At 70.7% G+C, this 18,333-nt stretch carries 18 protein-coding genes and 2 pseudogenes; 9 read left to right on the top strand and 11 right to left on the bottom strand.

The features are described from left to right. The first annotated feature begins 54 nt into the window (after positions 1-54). The 5 genes from afsQ1 (at position 55) to AB0A61_RS04845 (ending at position 3,848) form a co-directional block, all read left to right on the top strand. Positions 55-732, top strand: coding sequence for a two-component system response regulator AfsQ1 (gene afsQ1 / locus AB0A61_RS04865; RefSeq protein WP_361286065.1), 678 nt, complete (start codon positions 55-57; stop codon positions 730-732). Then, positions 729-2,309: a HAMP domain-containing sensor histidine kinase gene (locus AB0A61_RS04860; protein WP_361286063.1), complete on the top strand. Its 1,581-nt coding sequence runs from the start codon at positions 729-731 to the stop codon at positions 2,307-2,309. The genes afsQ1 and AB0A61_RS04860 overlap by 4 nt, the downstream gene beginning before the upstream one ends. Next, entirely contained in the window at positions 2,306-2,908 is a 603-nt protein-coding gene (locus tag AB0A61_RS04855) for a hypothetical protein (RefSeq protein WP_361286060.1), read from the top strand. The genes AB0A61_RS04860 and AB0A61_RS04855 overlap by 4 nt, the downstream gene beginning before the upstream one ends. Before the next feature lie 94 nt (positions 2,909-3,002). Further along, entirely contained in the window at positions 3,003-3,584 is a 582-nt protein-coding gene (locus AB0A61_RS04850; RefSeq protein ID WP_361286057.1) for a VanZ family protein, read from the top strand. 63 nt (positions 3,585-3,647) lie between these two features. Continuing rightward, positions 3,648-3,848 (top strand): PspC domain-containing protein, encoded by a 201-nt coding sequence (locus AB0A61_RS04845; protein ID WP_361286054.1) that lies wholly within the window; start codon positions 3,648-3,650, stop codon positions 3,846-3,848. A gap of 73 nt (positions 3,849-3,921) precedes the next feature. On the opposite strand, the gene AB0A61_RS04840 is transcribed toward AB0A61_RS04845, so the two are convergent. Together AB0A61_RS04840 and AB0A61_RS04835 are read right to left on the bottom strand one after the other, a co-directional pair. Further along, a complete protein-coding gene (locus AB0A61_RS04840; RefSeq protein ID WP_361286051.1) occupies positions 3,922-4,269 on the bottom strand; it encodes an ATP-binding protein in 348 nt (115 codons plus the stop codon). Positions 4,270-4,396: 127 nt separating this feature from the next. Then, positions 4,397-5,560: an adenosine deaminase gene (locus AB0A61_RS04835; RefSeq protein WP_361286048.1), complete on the bottom strand. Its 1,164-nt coding sequence runs from the start codon at positions 5,558-5,560 to the stop codon at positions 4,397-4,399. Positions 5,561-5,673: 113 nt separating this feature from the next. Between AB0A61_RS04835 and AB0A61_RS04830 the strand changes: the two genes are divergently transcribed. Next, on the top strand, positions 5,674-6,435 hold the full coding sequence (locus AB0A61_RS04830; protein WP_361286045.1) for an alpha/beta hydrolase: 762 nt from the start codon (positions 5,674-5,676) through the stop codon (positions 6,433-6,435). A gap of 48 nt (positions 6,436-6,483) precedes the next feature. Here AB0A61_RS04830 and AB0A61_RS04825 read toward each other — a convergent pair whose 3' ends face one another. Then, positions 6,484-7,530 (bottom strand): LysR substrate-binding domain-containing protein, encoded by a 1,047-nt coding sequence (locus AB0A61_RS04825; protein WP_361286042.1) that lies wholly within the window; start codon positions 7,528-7,530, stop codon positions 6,484-6,486. 63 nt (positions 7,531-7,593) lie between these two features. On the opposite strand from AB0A61_RS04825, the gene AB0A61_RS04820 reads away from it, so the two are divergent. Both AB0A61_RS04820 and AB0A61_RS04815 read left to right on the top strand, forming a co-directional pair. Continuing rightward, positions 7,594-8,898, top strand: coding sequence for an MFS transporter (locus AB0A61_RS04820; protein ID WP_361286038.1), 1,305 nt, complete (start codon positions 7,594-7,596; stop codon positions 8,896-8,898). A 144-nt stretch (positions 8,899-9,042) separates the two neighbouring features. Continuing rightward, positions 9,043-10,062, top strand: a complete 1,020-nt coding sequence (locus AB0A61_RS04815; protein WP_361286035.1) for a sigma-70 family RNA polymerase sigma factor — start codon at positions 9,043-9,045, stop codon at positions 10,060-10,062. Here the strand turns inward: AB0A61_RS04815 and AB0A61_RS04810 are convergent. Further along, a complete protein-coding gene (locus AB0A61_RS04810) occupies positions 9,946-10,332 on the bottom strand; it encodes an STAS domain-containing protein (protein WP_361286032.1) in 387 nt (128 codons plus the stop codon). The two genes, AB0A61_RS04815 and AB0A61_RS04810, sit on opposite strands and share 117 nt — an antisense overlap. 159 nt (positions 10,333-10,491) lie before the next feature. Between AB0A61_RS04810 and AB0A61_RS04805 the strand changes: the two are divergent. Continuing rightward, positions 10,492-10,792: pseudogene (locus AB0A61_RS04805) on the top strand (AEC family transporter); the annotation flags it as partial. A gap of 2 nt (positions 10,793-10,794) precedes the next feature. On the opposite strand, the pseudogene AB0A61_RS04800 reads toward AB0A61_RS04805, so the two are convergent. The 7 genes and pseudogenes from AB0A61_RS04800 to AB0A61_RS04770 all read right to left on the bottom strand — a co-directional run. Next, positions 10,795-10,970, bottom strand: a pseudogene (locus AB0A61_RS04800) (Uma2 family endonuclease); the annotation flags it as partial. 95 nt (positions 10,971-11,065) lie between these two features. Continuing rightward, positions 11,066-12,349 (bottom strand): thymidine phosphorylase, encoded by a 1,284-nt coding sequence (locus AB0A61_RS04795; protein ID WP_361286029.1) that lies wholly within the window; start codon positions 12,347-12,349, stop codon positions 11,066-11,068. An 82-nt stretch (positions 12,350-12,431) separates the two neighbouring features. Next, the gene (locus tag AB0A61_RS04790) at positions 12,432-12,833 is read right to left on the bottom strand and encodes a cytidine deaminase (RefSeq protein ID WP_361286026.1); all 402 of its coding nucleotides are present in this window, start codon (positions 12,831-12,833) and stop codon (positions 12,432-12,434) included. Continuing rightward, on the bottom strand, positions 12,830-14,092 hold the full coding sequence (locus AB0A61_RS04785; protein WP_361286023.1) for an ABC transporter permease: 1,263 nt from the start codon (positions 14,090-14,092) through the stop codon (positions 12,830-12,832). Before AB0A61_RS04785 ends, AB0A61_RS04790 begins: the two co-directional genes overlap by 4 nt. After that, entirely contained in the window at positions 14,089-15,216 is a 1,128-nt protein-coding gene (locus AB0A61_RS04780; protein WP_361286020.1) for an ABC transporter permease, read from the bottom strand. The genes AB0A61_RS04785 and AB0A61_RS04780 overlap by 4 nt, the downstream gene beginning before the upstream one ends. Beyond that, on the bottom strand, positions 15,213-16,895 hold the full coding sequence (locus AB0A61_RS04775) for an ABC transporter ATP-binding protein (protein WP_361286262.1): 1,683 nt from the start codon (positions 16,893-16,895) through the stop codon (positions 15,213-15,215). Before AB0A61_RS04775 ends, AB0A61_RS04780 begins: the two co-directional genes overlap by 4 nt. A gap of 237 nt (positions 16,896-17,132) precedes the next feature. After that, the gene (locus AB0A61_RS04770; protein WP_361286017.1) at positions 17,133-18,188 is read right to left on the bottom strand and encodes a BMP family ABC transporter substrate-binding protein; all 1,056 of its coding nucleotides are present in this window, start codon (positions 18,186-18,188) and stop codon (positions 17,133-17,135) included. Positions 18,189-18,333 lie beyond the last annotated feature (145 nt).

Genomic DNA, 18,333 nt, shown 5'->3' with positions numbered 1-18,333 from the left:
TGGGAGCGCTCCAAGTGTCGAAACCCCGACCCGGCATGGGCCAGAATGAGCCCCGTGCCTTCCCTGTTGCTGATCGAGGACGACGACGCCATCCGGACGGCCCTGGAGCTCTCACTGACTCGCCAGGGACACCGGGTGGCCACCGCTGCCAGCGGTGAGGACGGTCTGAAGCTGCTGCGCGAACAGCGGCCGGACCTCATCGTGCTGGACGTGATGCTGCCCGGCATCGACGGGTTCGAGGTGTGCCGGCGCATCCGGCGCACGGACCAGCTGCCGATCATTCTGCTGACCGCGCGCAGCGACGACATCGACGTGGTGGTGGGCCTGGAGTCCGGCGCCGACGACTACGTCGTCAAGCCCGTACAGGGACGGGTGCTGGACGCCCGGATCCGCGCCGTGCTGCGGCGCGGGGAGCGGGAGGCGAACGACGCGGCGAGCTTCGGCAGCCTGGTCATCGACCGTGCGGCGATGACGGTGACGAAGAACGGCGAGGACCTCCAGCTGACCCCGACCGAGCTGCGCCTGCTGCTCGAACTGAGCCGACGGCCGGGGCAGGCGCTGTCCCGGCAGCAACTGCTGCGGCTGGTCTGGGAGCACGACTACCTGGGCGACTCGCGGCTCGTGGACGCCTGTGTGCAGCGGCTGCGCGCCAAGGTCGAGGACGTGCCGTCGTCCCCGACGCTGATCCGTACCGTGCGTGGTGTCGGCTACCGCCTGGACGCGCCTCAGTGACAAACGCGCAAGGGGGGCTGCGCGGCTGGGCCGCGGGTCGCAAGGGAGCTCTGTCACGACTGCGGTTCACCAGTCTGCGGCTCAGGTTGGTCGTCGTCTTCGGGCTGGTGGCCCTGACCGCCGCGGTGTCCGCGTCCGGGATCGCGTACTGGCTCAACCGGGAGGCGGTACTCACCCGGGCCCAGGACGCGGTGCTGCGCGACTTCCAGCAGGAGATGCAGAACCGGGCGGCCGCGTTGCCGGTGCATCCCAGCCAGGACCAGTTGCAACACACCGCGGGACAGATGGCGAACAGCAGCCAGCGCTTCAGCGTGCTGCTGGTCGCGCAGGACGCCGGCGGCAAGACCGTGTACGGCAACTCCGGTGGCCTCAACGGCTTCGTGATGGAGGACGTGCCCAAGTCGCTTCGTGCCGCGGTGGACCGGAAGCAGTCGCCGTCCTCGGACAACAAGGCGTCGTACCACCTGTACTGGCAGCGGATCGACGAGCACGGCAGCCCCTACCTGGTGGCCGGCACGAACGTGATCGGGGGCGGCCCGACCGGCTACATGCTCAAGTCGCTGGAGCCGGAGGCCAAGGACTTGAACTCGCTGGCCTGGTCACTGGGCATCGCCACCGGCCTCGCGCTGATCGGTGCCGCCCTGCTGGCGCAGGCGGCGGCCACCACCGTGCTGAAGCCGGTGCACCGGCTGGGCGTGGCCGCGCGCCGGCTCGGCGAGGGCAAGCTCGACACCCGGCTCAGGGTGTCCGGCACCGACGAACTCGCCGATCTCTCCCGGACGTTCAACAACGCGGCCGAGGCGCTGGAGAAGCGGGTGGCGGACATGGCCGCCCGTGACGAGGCCTCCCGGCGCTTCGTGGCCGACATGTCGCACGAGCTGCGCACCCCGCTGACCGCCATCACCGCCGTGACGGAGGTGCTGGAGGAGGAGCTGGAGTCCGAGGCCGGGGGCATCGACCCGATGATCGAGCCCGCGGTCCGGCTGGTGGTCAGCGAGACCCGGAGGCTGAACGACCTGGTCGAGAATTTGATGGAGGTCACCCGCTTCGACGCGGGTACCGCCAGGCTGGTCCTGGACGACGTCGACGTCGCCGACCAGATCACCGCCTGCATCGACGCCCGTGCCTGGCTGGACGCGGTGGACCTGGACGCCGAACGCGGCCTGCACGCCCGGCTCGACCCGCGCCGCCTGGACGTCATCCTGGCGAACCTCGTCGGCAACGCCCTCAAGCACGGCGGCTCCCCCGTCAGGGTCTCGGTGCGAGCGGCGGACCACGAGATCGTCATCGAGGTGCAGGACCACGGGCCCGGCATCCCCGAGGACGTCCTGCCGCACGTCTTCGACCGGTTCTACAAGGCGAGCGCCTCCCGGCCGCGCTCCGAGGGCAGCGGGCTCGGCCTGTCGATCGCCCTGGAGAACGCCCACATCCACGGCGGCGGCATCACCGCCGCCAACTCGCCCAAGGGCGGTGCGGTGTTCACGCTGCGACTGCCGCGGGACGCCTCCGCCCTCGCCGAGGAGGCCGGCAAGAAGGACCCGGGCAAGGGCAACGCTTCGAAGGGAGGCGCCCGATGACGGGACGCCGTCTGCTGGCGCTGCCCGTGCTGGCCGTGCTGCTCGGCGGGTGCGGAATCCGCCCCACCGAAGTGCCCACGAACTTCGGCCGCGCCCCCTCCCGCGTGCCCTGTTCGCCGGCCCGGCCGGACCTGGCGACGCAGACCTCCCGAGGTGTGCCCGTGCAGGTGTTCCTGCTGTGCGGCTCGTCGCTGGTGACCGTCGACCGGACCGTGCGCGTGCCGGAGGGAACCGCGGACGCGCAGCGGCGGGTCATCGTCGCGCAGGGGCTGCTCGACCAGCTCGCCGCGACGCCGTCCGCCGGCGAGAAGGAGGCCGGGTACAGCACGCACGTGCCGCGCGGGGTGACCGTCACCGGGCCCCGGCACAAGGACCCCAAGGACACCCTCCGGCTGAGCGCCTCGCCCGCCGGGCTGACGCCGTACGCCCTCGCCCAGCTCGTGTGCACGCTGTCCGACTCCGCGGCGGCCGAGGGGGACGGCGCCGTGGTCCTCGGCGGCCCCGACGGCGCGCCGCTGCGCCGCTACGAGTGCACCGACGAGGTCCGCTCCCGGCCCGGCGGCACCGAGCCGCCGTCGACCGAGGTGACGGGCGGCTGACCCGCGGGCGACGCCTACGTGTGGCGCAGGACTCGTTGCGGTGCGTGCGGACTTTCCCGGAACCGATCGTGCCGGAGGCCGCGTCTTGGGGGGCGTGCAGCGTCAAGGCTCCGTCGGCGGCAGTGCCGCGATCCGCGTCCGCGTGACGGGGGGTCTCCTCCTCGTCGCCCATCTCGGGCTCGTCGCCTGGCTCTCGCTGCGCCCGCTCGACGTCCCATGGGTGATGCCGGCGAACCTGCACCCGTTCGCCACCATCCGGGCCGACCTGGCGCTGGGCGGGCTCGAGGCGGCCCGGCGCATCGGCGAGGGGCTCGGGCTGCTCGCGCCGCTGGGCGTGCTGCTGCCGATGGCGCACGGCAGACTCCGCGCCTCCCTGGTCCCGTCGCTGATGCGTACGGTCGCCGCCGGTGTGCTGATCTCGCTCGGCATCGCCCTGCTGCAGACCGGTGTGCCCGGCCGGGTCGTGGACGTCGACGCGCTGCTGCTGAACACCGCGGGCGTGGCCCTGGCGCACCTGGCGGTGGTGCCCGCCGGCCGCTTCCGTCTCCGCCGCAGGGCCGAACGCCGGCAGCACACGGCCGTGCGCCAGGAGGAACCGGCTCAGGGTCGGACCCCGACGATTCCCAGGGTCGGGATCGCCCCGTGGAGCGACGCTTTGCCCCCTTCGTCTCCCTAACGTGGAGGGCAGACGAGGCAGCCATCGGGGAGGCCTCGCACAGCAGCCCCTCAAGGAGCCGAGATGACCGCCCTTGCCCGCCCGACCGACGGCCGCATGATCGGCGGAGTGTGCGCAGCGCTGGCTCGGCGCTTCGGCACCTCCGCGACGACGATGCGCGTGATCTTCCTGCTCTCCTGCCTGCTGCCGGGCCCGCAGTTCCTGGCCTACATCGCGCTGTGGATCCTGCTGCCCTCCGAGGACCAGGCACGGACGGCCTGGTGATCGCCGTACGGAGAACGCCGTTGGGGCGCACCCCTAAGCACGGGGTGCGCCCCAGCGGCATGTGGGCGGTGGCTCAGCCCAGCGGGATCCCGTTCACCGACGTGCCGCCCAGGGGCAGACCCGGCAGCGGCAGGCCGCCGAGCAGACCGCCCACCGGCCTGTTCGGACCCTGGTTCAGCACGGTCGGGGCGACCGGCTTCGAGCGCAGGCCCTGCTCGACCGCGGGCTTGGCCTGGTTCAGCGCCTGGCCGCCCGGCAGCGTCTTGGTGAGGTGCTCCGTCGGGAGCGCCTTGCTGACGGTGCCCAGCGCCTGGGGAGCACCCGGGACGGCCGGGGCGGCGTTCGCCGCTCCCGCGCCGGCGGCGGCGAAGGCGGCACCGAGGGCGGCGACACCGAGGGTCTTGGCGGCAGACTGCTTCATAAAAATGCGTCCTTGCATGGATGACGGGGAACTGAGCGGTCCACGACCGTAAACATGCCCGGCCACCAGCCGCAAACATCGAAATGCGGACGGGTTGTGAAGCCCGCCCGCATTCCACCTGCCCGGATCAGCCGCCCGAGGTCACAGACCCGCTGGTGGAAGCGGTCTGCTGAAACAGCCATTCGGATTTCAGCAACGCATATCCGGGCTTGATCACGTCATTGATCATGGCCAGTCGTTCGTCGAAAGGAATGAACGCTGATTTCATCGCATTGACGGAGAACCACTGCATGTCGTCGAGCGTGTAACCGAACGCCTCGACGAGTCGCTCGAATTCCCGGCTCATGCTGGTGTGTGACATGAGACGGTTGTCCGTGTTGACGGTGGCCCGGAAGTGAAGACGCCGCAGCAGCCCGATCGGGTGTTCGGCGTACGAGGACACCGCACCGGTCTGGAGGTTGGAGCTGGGACACAGCTCCAACGGGATGCGCTTGTCCCGGACGTACGAGGCCAGTCGCCCGAGCCGGACCGAGCCGTCCTCCCGCACCTCGATGTCGTCGATGATGCGCACCCCGTGCCCGAGCCGGTCGGCGCCGCACCACTGCAGCGCCTGCCAGATGGAGGGGAGCCCGAAGGCCTCGCCCGCGTGAATGGTGAAGTGGTTGTTCTCGCGCTTGAGGTACTCGAAGGCGTCGAGGTGCCGGGTGGGCGGATAGCCGGCCTCGGCACCGGCGATGTCGAAGCCGACGACGCCCGTGTCCCGGTAGCGGTTGGCCAGTTCGGCGATCTCCAGGGCACGGGCCGCGTGCCGCATGGCGGTGAGCAGGGCGCCGACCCGGATGCGGTGGCCGTTCTCCCGGGCGAGCCGCTCACCCTCCCGGAAGCCCTCGTTGACCGCCTCGACCACCTCCTCCAGGCTCAGACCGCCCTCGAGATGCTGCTCGGGGGCGTATCGCACCTCGGCGTAGACGACGCCGTCCTCGGCGAGGTCCTCGGCGCACTCGCGGGCGACGCGGACCAGCGCGTCCCTGGTCTGCATGACGCCGACGGTGTGGGAGAAGGTCTCCAAGTACCGCTCGAGGGAACCGGAGTCGGCGGCCTCACGGAACCAGATGCCGAGCTTGTCCGGGTCGGTGTCGGGGAGATCGGTGTAGCCCGACTCGCGGGCGAGGTCGACGACGGTGCCGGGGCGGAGCCCGCCGTCGAGGTGGTCGTGCAGCAGAACCTTGGGCGCCCGGCGGATCTGGTCCGAGCTCGGGGTGTCCCCCAGGTGGGCAGTCTGGCTCGTCATTTCCGCACTCTACCCCCTACGCGCGTAGACGACTCCCTGTACACATCCGTCGATACGTAACGGTGACCGCACGGACGGGTGGCGTACACCGGTGCTTCTGACACTGTTCTGTCATGGCACAGGAAGCGACGCCGGTTCGCCAGGCCCGGCTGGGGAGGACGCTCGGCCCGGAGCCGGCGGCGGTCAGCGGAGTGGTGCTGCTGCTCCCCGGCGGCGAGGAGGTCTCCGGCCGCAGGCCCTCGTCGATGCTGGCGACCGCCTCGGTGCGCGCGCTCGGGCGCCATCTGGTACGGGCGGGACGCGACGAGGGCCTGGCGACCCACGTGGTCCACTACCGTTACCGCGGCTGGAACGGCAGCGAGGCACATCTCGCCCGGGACGCCGCCTGGGCCGCCGACGAGGTCGTGCGGCGCTACGGCGACGTCCCCGTCTGCCTGGCCGGCCTCGACATGGGCGGCCGGGCCGCACTGCACGCGGGCGGGCACGAGGCCGTCAACTCCGTGGTGGCGATGGCCCCCTGGCTGCCCGAGGACGATGTGGCCGCCTCCCCCGAACCGGTGAAACAGCTCGCCGGACGACGCGTGCTGATCGTGCACGGCACGAACGACGAGCGCACCGACCCGGAGCTGTCCTTCCGGCTCGCGGCGCGGGCGAAGAAGGTGAACCGGGATGTGTGCCGGTTCGAAGTCCACGCCGACGGGCACGGATTGCACCAGTACCGTGCCGAAGTCCTCGCCCTGGCTTCGGACTTCGTCATGGGGGCGCTGTTCGGCCGAGCGCTTTCCCGGCCGGTTCAGGACGCTCTGGCGGCTCCGCCTCCGCTGGGGTTGCGGATGCCGTTGGCCGCGGGGTTCGGGGAGACGTTGCGGCGCTAGGGGATGTCCTCTCGGGTCGGCAGTTCCCAGGTGGGCAGCAGGTTGCCGCTAGGTGGGCAGCAGGTTGCCGCGTTTGGAGAGCAGGAACCGCTTGAAGGCCGCCACCGGGGGTGTGTCCGGGTGGCCGTCCAGCCAGGCCACGCCGATTTCGCGCACCGCTCTCCGGCCGGTGACGGTGAGCTCCACGACCCCCGGGCGGGGCACCGCGGGCGGGGGCAGGAGGGCCACCCCCAGGCCCGCCGCCACCAGACCCCTGAGCGTCTCGGCCTCCTCGCCCTCGAAGGCCACCCGCGGCTTGAAGCCGGCCTCGCGGCACAGGTCGTCGGTGATGCGGCGCAGACCGTAGCCGGGCTCCAGCGTCACGAAGGTCTCGTCTGCGGCCTCGGCCAGACGGATGCGCCGACGGGCGGCGAGGCGGTGGTCGGCCGGGACGACGAGCCGCAGCTTCTGCTCGTCGAGACGGCGGGCGACGAGGTCGGGGGCGTCCGGCACCGGCGAGGTGAGACAGAGGTCCAGCTCCCCCGCACGCAGCCGCTCCAGCATCGCCTCGCCGTAGTTCTGCACGAGGCTGAAGCGGACGCGGGGGTGATCGGCGCGGAAGGCGTGGATGAGGCCGGGCACGGTCTCGGCGCCCATCGTGTGCAGGAAGCCGAAGGCGACCTTGCCGGTGGCCGGGTCGGCGTCCGCGCGCACCTCGTCCGCGGCCCGCTCGATCTCGGCGAGAGCGCGTTCCACCGAGCCGAGGAACGTGCGGCCCGCGGGGGTGAGGGAAACCGTCCGGCCCCGGCGCGCGAAGAGGTCGACACCGAGGTCCTGCTCCAGCCGGACCATGGCCCGGGACAGGGTGGACTGCGGGACCTGCATCTCCTGGGCGGCGCGGGTGACGTGCTCGGTGCGGGCGACGCCGGCGAAGTGGGCAAGGCGCGGCGCGAGCAGCAGGGCGATGTCCTCCACGGCCCTGCCGGTGTCCCTCCGGGAGGCCTCCCGGCTGTTCTCCCGACTGGTCGCCCGTCCGGTCATCCGCGTGTTCTTCGAGATGTCTTTAGTGTCACTGGACGGTGACAGGTGGCCCCGCGGCCTGTGCTGATGCGTCATGGGAACGATTATGCCGAGTTCATGCATTGGACGGATGAACCGTGGACTTCCTACCGTCGAAGCATGTCTCCCGCCGATACCGGGGCGCCCACTGTCAGGGGCGCCGCACCCGCAGTCCCCGCCGTCTCCGCCACCGTCCCCGCCATCGAGGCAGACTCCCGGATGACCCCGGGCGGCCCCGGCTACCGCCGGATGAGCCTCGCCCTCTTCCTCGCCGGTGTCGCGACCTTCGCGCTGCTGTACTCCACCCAGGCGCTGCTGCCGTTGATCTCCGGCGAGTTCGGGGTGGCGGCGAGCGAGGCGAGCTGGACGGTGGCCGCCGCGACGGGCGGCCTGGCGGTGTTCGTCCTGCCGATGAGCGCGCTGTCGGAGCGTTTCGGACGGCGTACGGTGATGACGGCCTCCCTGGCGGTCGCGGTGACGGTCGGCCTGCTCGTGCCCTTCGCCCCCTCGCTGGGCACGCTGGTCGCGCTCCGGGCGCTCCAGGGCGCCGCGCTGGCCGGGCTGCCGGCCTCGGCGCAGGCCTACCTGGCGGAGGAGGTCCGTCCCAGGGCGCTGGTCACGGCGATCGGTCTCTTCGTGGCGGGCAACAGCGTCGGCGGCATGAGCGGCCGGGTGATCACCGGCTGGATCGCCCAGGAGTGGGGCTGGCGGGTCGCCGTCGGGGTCGTCGGGGTCATCGCGGTGGGCTGCGCCGCGGCGTTCCGCCTGCTGCTGCCGACGCCGCGGCACTTCAGGCCGGGTTCGCTGCGCCCGCGCGTACTGGCGAGCACGGTCCGCGACCACCTGGCCAACCCGCTGCTGCGCCGTCTGTACGCGATCGGCGCCCTGTTCATGACCGTGTTCGGCGGCGTCTACACGGTGATCGGCTACCGCCTGACCGAGGCGCCGTTCTCCCTCCCCCAGGGCATCATCGGCTCGATCTTCCTGGTGTACCTGGTCGGTACCGTCTCGGCGTCGACCGCGGGCAGGCTGGTGGGCCGCCTGGGCCGCAGGGGCGCCCTCTACCTGGCGGGCGCAACCACGGCAGCGGGTCTGCTGCTGTCCCTGCTGGGCTCGGTCGTCCTGGTCCTGCTGGGTCTGGTCCTGATCACGGCGGGCTTCTTCGCGGGCCACGCGGTCGCCTCCTCGGCGGTCAGCAGGACCGCCGCCCACGGCCGCGCGCAGGCCTCCGCCCTCTACCAGTCCACGTACTACATCGGCTCCAGCGTCGGCAGCACGGTGGGCGCCCTGGCCTTCCGCGCACAGGGCTGGACCGGGACCGTCGGGGTCGGTCTGCTGGCCGTCCTCGGTGTCGTGACGATCACGGTTTTCGGGTCGAGGGCGGCACGGGTGGCGGCGCGCCGGGAGCCGGTCGCCGCCCGCTGAGTCCCGCTCGTACGCGCTGAGGCGACCGCCCCGACGTGGGCTTTCGTGTACTCCCGGCGCCGTTGTCAGTGCCCTGCGGTAGCTTCCGAAGTGCTGGGCGCGACGATGCGCACCGCACGGAACGGCCACAGGGGTGGGTGGACGATGAGCGACGGTACGACGGCGGCGACGCCGGACCTCGATGCGCGGCTGGAGAAGCATCGGGTCGAGCTGACCGGTTACTGCTACCGCATGCTCGGCTCGTCCTTCGAGGCCGAGGACGCGGTCCAGGACACCCTCGTGCGCGCCTGGCGGAGCTACGACAGGTTCGAGGGCCGCTCCAGCCTGCGCTCCTGGCTGTACCGCATCGCGACGAACGTCTGCCTGGACATGCTGACCGCGGGCAACAAGCGGGCCCGGCCCATGGATCTGACCGAGTCGACCCCGCTGGCCCAGGCCGCCCTGTCTCCCCGCCCGGACCACACCTGGCTGGAGCCGATGCCGGACGCCCGCGTCCTGCCGGCCGGCGACGACCCGGCGGAGGCGGTCGTCGCCAGGGAGTCCGTGCGGCTCGCCTTCATGGCCGCCCTGCAGCAACTCCCGCCCAAACAGCGGGCGGTGCTCATCCTGCGCGAGGTGCTGGCCTGGAAGGCGAGCGAGGTCGCCGAGCTGCTCGGCACGTCCGTCGCCTCGGTCAACAGCGCGCTGCAGCGGGCGCGCGCGACCCTCGCCGAGCGGGACGACAGGGGCGCCGGCGCGGCGGTGTCGGACCCGCTGGACGAGGAGCAGCAAAAGCTGCTGGAGCGCTATGTGCGGGCCTTCGAGGGGTACGACATGACGGCGCTCACGGCGCTGCTGCACGAGGACGCCGTCATGACGATGCCGCCGTTCGACCTGTGGCTGACGGGTCCGGCGGACATCACCGGCTTCATGACGACGCTGGGCGCCTCCTGTGCGGGATCCCGGCTGCTGCCGGTCCGGGCGAACGGGCTGCCCGCGTTCGCGCACTACAAGCCGGACCCGGACAAGGGCGGCTTCAGCCCGTGGGCGGTGCAGATTCTGGAGACGTCAGACGGCCGCATCACCGGGTTCCACTGCTTCCTCGACGCCCAGCGCTGGTTCCCGCTGTTCGGGCTGCCCCTCCATCTCGACGGGGAGGCCGACCAGGTCGAGGAGCGCGGGTAGCGCGGGGTCGGGGTCACGCAGCCGGATGCGGCCCCCGGCCCGCCGGGCGGCCAGCTGAAGCCGCGCCAGCAGGTCGACGGCACCGAGACCCGGAGGGCCGAGCCCGCCCACGTCGCACACCACGACCCCGGCGCCGGTGGCCTGGAGGAGCCTGCGCACCTGGTCGCACAGCCGCGCCACCTCGTCCCGGGTGACGGGTCCGAGGAGCGCGAGTACGGGGGGTGTCCTGGCATCCACGACCGGTAGACCGTCGGGGCGGGCGCAACTCATCGGTAGCCGTGGTCCCCGGTGCGGGGCACCGGGCCGCCCTCCGGCCCCGCAAAGATCACATTGACCCGTTCCCCTCCCTCCCCGGAGGGTTTGCTGTATGCCCCACGGATCAGCTCCGCCCTGGATACCCGACGGCCTCCTGCCCCCGAAGGAGGCAGTGTGCAGGGGGTGTTGAGCGGGTTCGCGGTCATCGCGGTCGTCATCGGCGTCGGCTATGTGATCGGGCGACGCGGCTCCCTGGGCGGCCACGGCCGCGAGGTGCTGACCAAGCTGGCCTTCAACGTGGCGTCCCCCGGCCCTGGTGTTCACCACGCTCGCCCGGGCCGACCTGTCGGTGATCTTCTCCAGCCGGCTGCTCCTGACGGCGCTGAGCACGGCGGCGGCCGCGGGGGCGTTCGTCGCGGCCGGCGTGCTGCGGCGCTGGGGCGTGGGCCGCACCACGATCGGCGCCCTGTGCTCCAGAAGGCGACGCTGGAGGCGAGCCACGATCACGTTGTGGCGAAACGCGGGAGCAGGTGACACGGTGATGGTCCCCTCGATGATCTCCACCTTGCCGCCCTCGGGCCATTCCCCTCCCAGAACCGGACGAGGTCGTCCCAGCTCTGCTCGGGGTCCTGGCTCACGGTGAGTGCGCTCATGGCGGTCTTCCATCGGTGCGTCACCGATCCCAGCATGCCGAACGGGACCGGCGGAGGTCCACCGATCCCGTTCGCCCGAAAGGGGAAAGCGCAGGTCAGGCGATACGTTCCAGCACCACCGGCGACGGCGTGAAGTCCGTACCCGCCGCGGCGATGTCGTAGGAGCCCTCGACCGCCTGGAGCGCGTACTCGAAGCGCTCCGGGGTGTCCGTGTGGAGGGTCAGCAGGGGCTGACCCGCGGTCACCGTGTCACCGGGCTTGGCGTGCATCTCGACGCCCGCCGCCGCCTGCACCGGGTCCTCCTTGCGGGCGCGGCCGGCACCCAGGCGCCAGGCGGCGATGCCGATGTCGTACGCGTCCAGGCGGGTCAGGACACCCGACGCCGACGCCTTGATCACGTGCTGTTCCTTCGACGTCGGCAGCGGCGCGTCCGGGTCGCCGCCCTGGGCCGCGATCATCCGCCGCCAGACGTCCATCGCCGAGCCGTCGGCCAGCGCCTTGGCCGGGTCGGCGTCCGCCACCCCGGCCGCGTCGAGCATCTCGCGGGCCAGTGCGACCGTCAGCTCCACCACGTCCGCCGGGCCGCCGCCCGCCAGGACCTCCACCGACTCGCGGACCTCCAGCGCGTTGCCCGCGGTCAGGCCGAGCGGCGTCGACATGTCCGTCAGCAGCGCGACGGTCTGCACACCGTGGTCGGTCCCGAGGCCCACCATCGTGGACGCAAGCTCCCGCGCGTCCTCGATCGTCTTCATGAAGGCGCCCGTGCCGACCTTCACGTCCAGAACCAGCGAGCCCGTGCCCTCGGCGATCTTCTTGGACATGATGGAGGAGGCGATCAGCGGGATCGCCTCGACCGTGCCGGTCACGTCGCGCAGTGCGTACAGCTTCTTGTCCGCGGGCGCCAGGCCGTCGCCCGCCGCGCAGATCACCGCACCGGCGCCGTCCAGCACGGACAGCATCTCCTCGTTCGACAGCAGCGCCCGCCAGCCGGGGATCGACTCCAGCTTGTCCAGCGTGCCTCCGGTGTGGCCGAGGCCGCGACCGGAGAGCTGCGGGACGGCGGCACCACAGGCGGCCACCAGCGGGGCCAGCGGGAGGGTGATCTTGTCGCCGACGCCGCCCGTCGAGTGCTTGTCGGCCGTCGGACGGGACAGCGACGAGAAGTCCATGCGCTCGCCGGAGGCGATCATCGCGGCCGTCCAGCGGGCGATCTCCCGGCGGTTCATGCCGTTGAGCAGGATGGCCATGGCGAGCGCGGACATCTGCTCGTCGGCCACCTCCCCGCGGGTGTACGCGTCGATGACCCAGTCGATCTGCTCGTCGCTGAGCTCGCCGCGGTCCCGCTTGGTGCGGATGACGGAGATGGCGTCCATCGCCATGGGCGTTCCTTCCGGGGGTTGCGAAGGTGTGCGGCCCCCCTGAGCGGGACCGGAGGGTCGACTCAGAGGGGCCGGCACGGAGTTACTTGGTGAGATGGTCCGGGCCGAAGGCCTGCGGCAGCATCTCCGACAGCGGCACGATGCCCGCCGGGGTCTCCAGCAGCAGGTCGGGACCGCCGAACTCGTACAGCAGCTGGCGGCAGCGCCCGCACGGCACGAGGATTTCGCCGTTGCCGTCCACGCACGTGAAGTGCGTCAGGCGCCCGCCGCCGCTGTTCTGCAGCTGTGACACGAGTCCGCACTCGGCGCACAGGCCGAGGCCGTAGGAGGCGTTCTCGACATTGCAGCCGGTGACGATCCGCCCGTCGTCGACCAGGGCGGCGACGCCGACCGGGTAGCCCGAGTAGGGGGCGTACGCGCGGGACATGGCCGCGCGTGCCTCCTCCCGCAGAGCCGCCCAGTCGAACGTCGCGTCGGGGGTCACTTGCCCTGTCCCTTCCGGTACGGCAGGCCGTCCGCCTTCGGCATCCGCAGGTGCTGCGCGGACAGCGACAGCACGAGCAGGGTGACGATGTACGGGGTCGCCGTCACGATCTGCTTGGGCACATCGTTGGTGCTCACGTACCAGACGAACATCAGGGCCGAGACCACGGCCGTGATGACGGCGGGCAGGTACTTCTTCTTCCACACCAGGTACGCCGCCCCGAACACCAGCAGGATCGCCACCAGCAGGATCAGCGCGTGCACGTTGGTCGTACCGCCGCGCAGGTTGAGGCTGTCGGTGTAGCCGAACAGGCCCGCGCCCAGGGCGAGGCCGCCCGGCATCCAGTTACCGAAGATCATCGCGGCGAGACCGATGTAGCCGCGGCCCGCGGTCTGGCCGTCGAGGTACACGTTGGAGGCCACGATGGACAGGAACGCGCCGCCCAGGCCCGCGAAGCCACCGGAGATGATCACGGCGATGTACTTGTACTTGTAGACGTTGACGCCGAGCGACTCGGCGGCGACCGGGTTCTCGCCGCAGGAGCGCAGGCGCAGACCGAAGGCGGTGCGCCACAGCACCCACCAGCTGACCGGCACGAGGGCGATCGCGATGACCGTCAGCGGCGACAGGTCGGTGATCAGACCGCCGACCAGGCCGGCGATGTCGGATACCAGGAACCAGTGCTTGCTGTTGAGCGTGTCCAGCCAGTTGGACAGGCCCGGGATGTCGAAGCTGCCCAGCGAGTCGATCGGCGGGGACTGCTTGGAGGAGCCCTGCGGGGCGTTCTCGAAGGTGAACTTCGACAGGTAGCGGGTGGTGCCCAGGGCGAGGATGTTGATCGCCACACCGGAGACGATGTGGTTGACGTTGAAGGTCACCGTGGCGATGGCGTGCAGGATCGCGCCCAGCGCACCGCCGATGATGCCGAAGGCGACACCGGTCCACGGGCCCCACTGGTAGCCGGCCCAGGCACCGAACCAGGTGCCCAGGATCATCATGCCCTCGAGGCCGATGTTGACGACGCCCGCGCGCTCGGCCCACAGGCCGCCGAGGCCCGCGAGGCCGATCGGCACCGCCAGGCGCAGCGCGGTGGACATCTGGCCGGTCGAGGTGATGCCGTCCGCGCCGGTGACCAGGCGGACGAACGAGGTCAGCACCAGCACACCCGCGATGATCAGCAGGAGTACCGGGAGGGAGAAACGGCGGCCGCCCTTGCCGGGCTGCTTCGCCTGCGGCTTGGCGATGGTCGCTGTGGTCATCGGGCCGCCACCTCCTTCTTCTCGGAGTTGTTCTGGGCGGCCGCGGCGAGCTCGGCGCCGACCCGCTTCTGCTGGCGGCGCAGGCCCCACTGCCGTACGGCCTCGTAGGAGATGACGACCGCGAAGACGATCAGGCCCTGCATGATCGTGGCGATCTCCTTCTCGTACGCCACCGGGGTCGCGTAGTCGAGGGCGGGAGAGGTCTTGTCGAGGAAGGCGACCAGCAGCGCGGCGAACGCGATGCCGACCGGGTTGTTGCGGCCGAGCAGGGCGATGGTGATGCCGGTGAAGCCCAGGCCGGTCGGGAAGCTGAGGCTGTAGGTGTGCGCGTCGCCGAGCAGCAGCGGCAGGCCGGACAGGCCGGCGACCGCGCCGGAGATCAGCATCGCGGTGAGCACCATCTTCTTGGCGTCGACGCCGGAGGCCGCGGCGGCGGTCTCCGAGGCACCGGTGGCGCGCAGGTCGAAGCCGAACCGGGTGCGGTTGAGCACGATCCAGTAGACGATGCCCATGGCGATGGCGAGGAAGACCAGGCCGTAGATCTCGCCGACGTCCGAGCCCAGGTTGATGCCGGGGAACCAGCCGGACTGCTTCATGATGCCGGTCGTCATGTTGTTGCCGACCTGTACGCCCCACACGTTGGAGAGGGTCAGGTAGCCGATGAGGCTGGTGGCGATGGCGTTGAGCATGATCGTGGCGACGACCTCGCTCACGCCCCGGGTCACCTTCAGGATGCCCGCGATGCCGGCCCAGAAGGCGCCGGTGAGCATGCCGACGATCAGCAGCAGCGGGATCTGCAGGAAGGACGGCAGGGCGATGTTGGCGCCGACGACGGCGACCATCATCGCGGCGAGCCGGTACTGCCCGTCGACACCAATGTTGAACAGGTTCATGCGGAAGCCGACGGCCACCGCGAGGGCGGCGATGTAGTACATCGACGCCTGGTTGATGATCAGCACCTGGACGTCGGAGTACGTCGCCTGCTGCAGCATCAGCGTGTACGGCTCGATCGGGCTCTTGCCCGAGGCGATCAGCACGACCGAGGTCAGCAGGATCGCCGCGACGAGCGCGATGACCGGACCGGCCACCGCGAGGAGCACCCGCTCCTTGTCGAACTTCTTCATCGGGCCTCGTCCTCCGGACCGGCGTTGTCGTCGCCCTCTGCGGCGGTGTCTGCGTGTTCCAGGTGGCCGGAGGCGGCACCGGTCATGGCCGAGCCCAGCTCCTCCGGGGTGATGGTGGCCGGGTCGGCGTCGGCGACCAGCCTGCCGTTGTAGATCACCCGCAGGGTGTCCGACAGACCGATCAGCTCGTCCAGGTCGGCGGAGATCAGCAGCACGGCCAGGCCCTCGCGGCGGGCCTCGCGGATCTGGTCCCAGATCTGCGCCTGGGCGCCGACGTCCACACCGCGAGTCGGGTGGGCGGCGATCAGGAACTTCGGGTTGTGGCTCATCTCGCGGCCGACGATCAGCTTCTGCTGGTTGCCGCCGGACAGGGAGGCGGCGGTGACGTCGATACCGGGGGTGCGCACGTCGTACTGCTCGACGATCCGGCGGGTGTCCTCCTGGGCGCCCTTGGGGTCGAGCCAGAAGCCCTTGGCGTTGGGGCGTTCGGTGACATGGCCGAGGATGCGGTTCTCCCACAGCGGGGCTTCCAGCAGCAGGCCGTGACGGTGGCGGTCCTCGGGGATGTAGCCGACGCCCTGCTCGCGGCGCTTGCGGGTGGACCAGGGGGTGATGTCCTCGCCGAGGAAGGCGACGGAGCCGGAGTCGGCCTTCTTGAGGCCGATCAGCGCGTCGATGAGCTCGGTCTGGCCGTTGCCCTCGACACCGGCGATGCCCATGACCTCGCCCGCGTGGATGGTGAAGGTGACGTCGTCGAGGACGCGGCGCACCTCCGCGGCGCTCTCGGCGGTGTCCTGCGTGGCCAGGCCGGTGGCGCTGGGCTCGGCGAGCTCGCCGAGGGAGGCGCCGCCGCTCGCGTACAGGGTCAGGCCCCTGACCTCCAGGACCGGCCGGTCCGTGACGGTGGACTCGGCGGTCTCCGGGGTGGGCAGCTCGCTGCCGACCATCATCTCGGCCAGCTGGCGCGGGGTGGTCTCGGACGGTACGGCGGTGCCCACCGTCGTACCCCGCCGTATGACGGTGATGTCGTCGGCGACCGAGAGGACCTCGCCCAGCTTGTGGGAGATGAAGATGACGGACAGGCCCTCGGACTTCAGCTCGCGCAGGTTGTCGAAGAGTGCGTCGACCTCCTGCGGGACGAGCACGGCGGTCGGCTCGTCGAGGATCAGGGTCCGGGCGCCGCGGTAGAGGACCTTGAGGATCTCCACACGCTGGCGCTCGGCGACGCCGAGGTCCTCGACCAGGACGTCCGGGCGGACGTTCAGGCCGTAGCGGTCGGAGATCTCCTTGATCTTCTTACGGGCGCCGCCACCGATGCCGTACAGCTTCTCGCTGCCGAGCACCACGTTCTCCAGCACCGTCAGGTTGTCGGCCAGCATGAAGTGCTGGTGGACCATGCCGATGCCGCGGACGATGGCGTCGGCGGGGCTGCCGAAGCTCACCTGCTCGCCGTCGACCGCGATGGTGCCCTCGTCCGGCTTCTGCATGCCGTAGAGGATCTTCATCAGGGTCGACTTCCCCGCCCCGTTCTCGCCGACCAGGGCGTGCACGGTGCCCTTGCGGACCGTCAGGTGGATGTCGTGGTTGGCGACGACTCCGGGGAATCGCTTGGTGATGCCCGCGAGCTCTACCGCGACTGTCGACTGGGCGGTGAGCGGAGGGCTGCTGGACGCGTCGATGGCGCACTCTCCTTGGGAAAGGGGCCGCTCTACGCGCGTAGCGCCCCTGCTTTAAATAGTGCCCGGACCTGATCGATCTTGTGTTCGCTTCTCGATCCGTCCCGAGCATTCTGCCGCGCGAACGGGGCGCGAGTCGCTCGTGCTTCCCGCACCCCGTTCCGTGGCCGTAACGCTGCCACTACAGCGCTCTTTTGGCCATGGTCACGACCGGCCTACGGCAGGCCCGAGACCGTCCGGTCAGGAGGTCTTCACCTTGATGGTGCCGTTCTTGATGCCTGCCTCGGCCTTCTTGAGGGCGGCCTGCAGGTCGGCGTTGTTCTTGAAGACCGGGTTGGAGTCCGCCAGGCTGACGCCGCCGTTGGCCAGGGAGCCGCGGACCTCACCGCGAAGCGGCTTGTCGTCCTTGATGACCGACTTGGCGAGGTCGTACACCGCACCCGAGACGTTCTTCAGGGCCGAGGTCAGGATGGAGGTCTTGTACTTCGCCAGCGCGCTCTGGGCGTACTGGTCGGAGTCGACGCCGATGGCCCACACCTTGTGCGCCGCGGCGGCCTTGATGACGCCCTGACCGGACAGGCCGGCCGCGTGGTAGACGACGTCCGCACCGGCGTCGATCTGGCCGTTGGCGGCGCTCTCGCCCTTGTCGGGGCTGGCGAAGCCACCCTCCTGCGGCGTCTGGGTCAGGTACTGCTTCTCGATCTTGATCTTCGGGTTGACCGACTGGGCGCCCTGGACGAAGCCCGCCTCGAACTTGTGGATCAGCGGGATGTCCACACCGCCGATGAAGCCGATGTGGTTCTTCTTGGTGGTCTTGGCAGCGGCGACACCGGCGAGGTAGGAGGACTCCTCCTCGTGGAAGACCAGGTCGGCGACGTTCTTCGCCTGGATGGTGTTGTCGTCGATGATGCCGAAGGTCACCTTCGGGAACTTGGCGGCGACCTCCTTGACGGCCGGGGCGTACACGAAGCCGACGCCGATGACCGGGTTGTAGCCCGCCTTCGCCAGCGTCTCCAGGCGCTGCACTTTGTCGGCGTCCGTCTCGCCGTCCTGCGGCTCGACGTCACGGCCGCTGACGCCGAAGTCCTTCTCGGCCTTCTGGAAACCGGCGTACGCGGCGTCGTTGAAGGACTGGTCGCCCTTGCCGCCGATGTCGTACGCGAGACCTATGCCTTTGGACTTGCCGCTGCCACCGGCGGCCGAAGACGAAGTGGACGAACTACCACAGGCGGATACGGTGACAGCAAGGGCTGCGGTTGCAACGCCTGCAATCGCGATACGGGACACCCGGCGCATGGAACGTGACTCCTTTGTGCAAGCGCCCATACCAGGCGCTGGTTCCGCGGCAGCGTAACGCGCGTAGACCAGACGGAAAACCCCTTCTGTCCGGTCCGTTATCGAGCTGTGGCCACACTCACGGTCCGCCCTCACGGACAGCAGT

It is taken from the genome of Streptomyces sp. NPDC046197, from assembly GCF_040646295.1.
Classification (GTDB): domain Bacteria; phylum Actinomycetota; class Actinomycetes; order Streptomycetales; family Streptomycetaceae; genus Streptomyces.
Note: the sequence above shows the minus strand (reverse complement) of the source record. Positions and strands in the feature narration are given on the sequence as shown.

Excerpts from the sequence above, each read along its gene's own strand:
- AB0A61_RS04845 (WP_361286054.1), top strand. The coding sequence starts at position 3,648 with ATGACCGCCCTTGCCCGCCCGACCGACGGCCGCATGATCGGCGGAGTG.
- AB0A61_RS04830 (WP_361286045.1), top strand. The coding sequence starts at position 5,674 with ATGGCACAGGAAGCGACGCCGGTTCGCCAGGCCCGGCTGGGGAGGACG.
- AB0A61_RS04855 (WP_361286060.1), top strand. The coding sequence starts at position 2,306 with ATGACGGGACGCCGTCTGCTGGCGCTGCCCGTGCTGGCCGTGCTGCTC.
- AB0A61_RS04785 (WP_361286023.1), bottom strand. The coding sequence starts at position 14,092 with ATGACCACAGCGACCATCGCCAAGCCGCAGGCGAAGCAGCCCGGCAAG.
- AB0A61_RS04820 (WP_361286038.1), top strand. The coding sequence starts at position 7,594 with ATGTCTCCCGCCGATACCGGGGCGCCCACTGTCAGGGGCGCCGCACCC.
- AB0A61_RS04770 (WP_361286017.1), bottom strand. The coding sequence starts at position 18,188 with ATGCGCCGGGTGTCCCGTATCGCGATTGCAGGCGTTGCAACCGCAGCC.
- AB0A61_RS04810 (WP_361286032.1), bottom strand. The coding sequence starts at position 10,332 with ATGAGTTGCGCCCGCCCCGACGGTCTACCGGTCGTGGATGCCAGGACA.
- AB0A61_RS04815 (WP_361286035.1), top strand. The coding sequence starts at position 9,043 with ATGAGCGACGGTACGACGGCGGCGACGCCGGACCTCGATGCGCGGCTG.
- AB0A61_RS04840 (WP_361286051.1), bottom strand. The coding sequence starts at position 4,269 with ATGAAGCAGTCTGCCGCCAAGACCCTCGGTGTCGCCGCCCTCGGTGCC.
- AB0A61_RS04795 (WP_361286029.1), bottom strand. The coding sequence starts at position 12,349 with ATGGCGATGGACGCCATCTCCGTCATCCGCACCAAGCGGGACCGCGGC.
- AB0A61_RS04835 (WP_361286048.1), bottom strand. The coding sequence starts at position 5,560 with ATGACGAGCCAGACTGCCCACCTGGGGGACACCCCGAGCTCGGACCAG.
- AB0A61_RS04825 (WP_361286042.1), bottom strand. The coding sequence starts at position 7,530 with ATGACGCATCAGCACAGGCCGCGGGGCCACCTGTCACCGTCCAGTGAC.
- AB0A61_RS04780 (WP_361286020.1), bottom strand. The coding sequence starts at position 15,216 with ATGAAGAAGTTCGACAAGGAGCGGGTGCTCCTCGCGGTGGCCGGTCCG.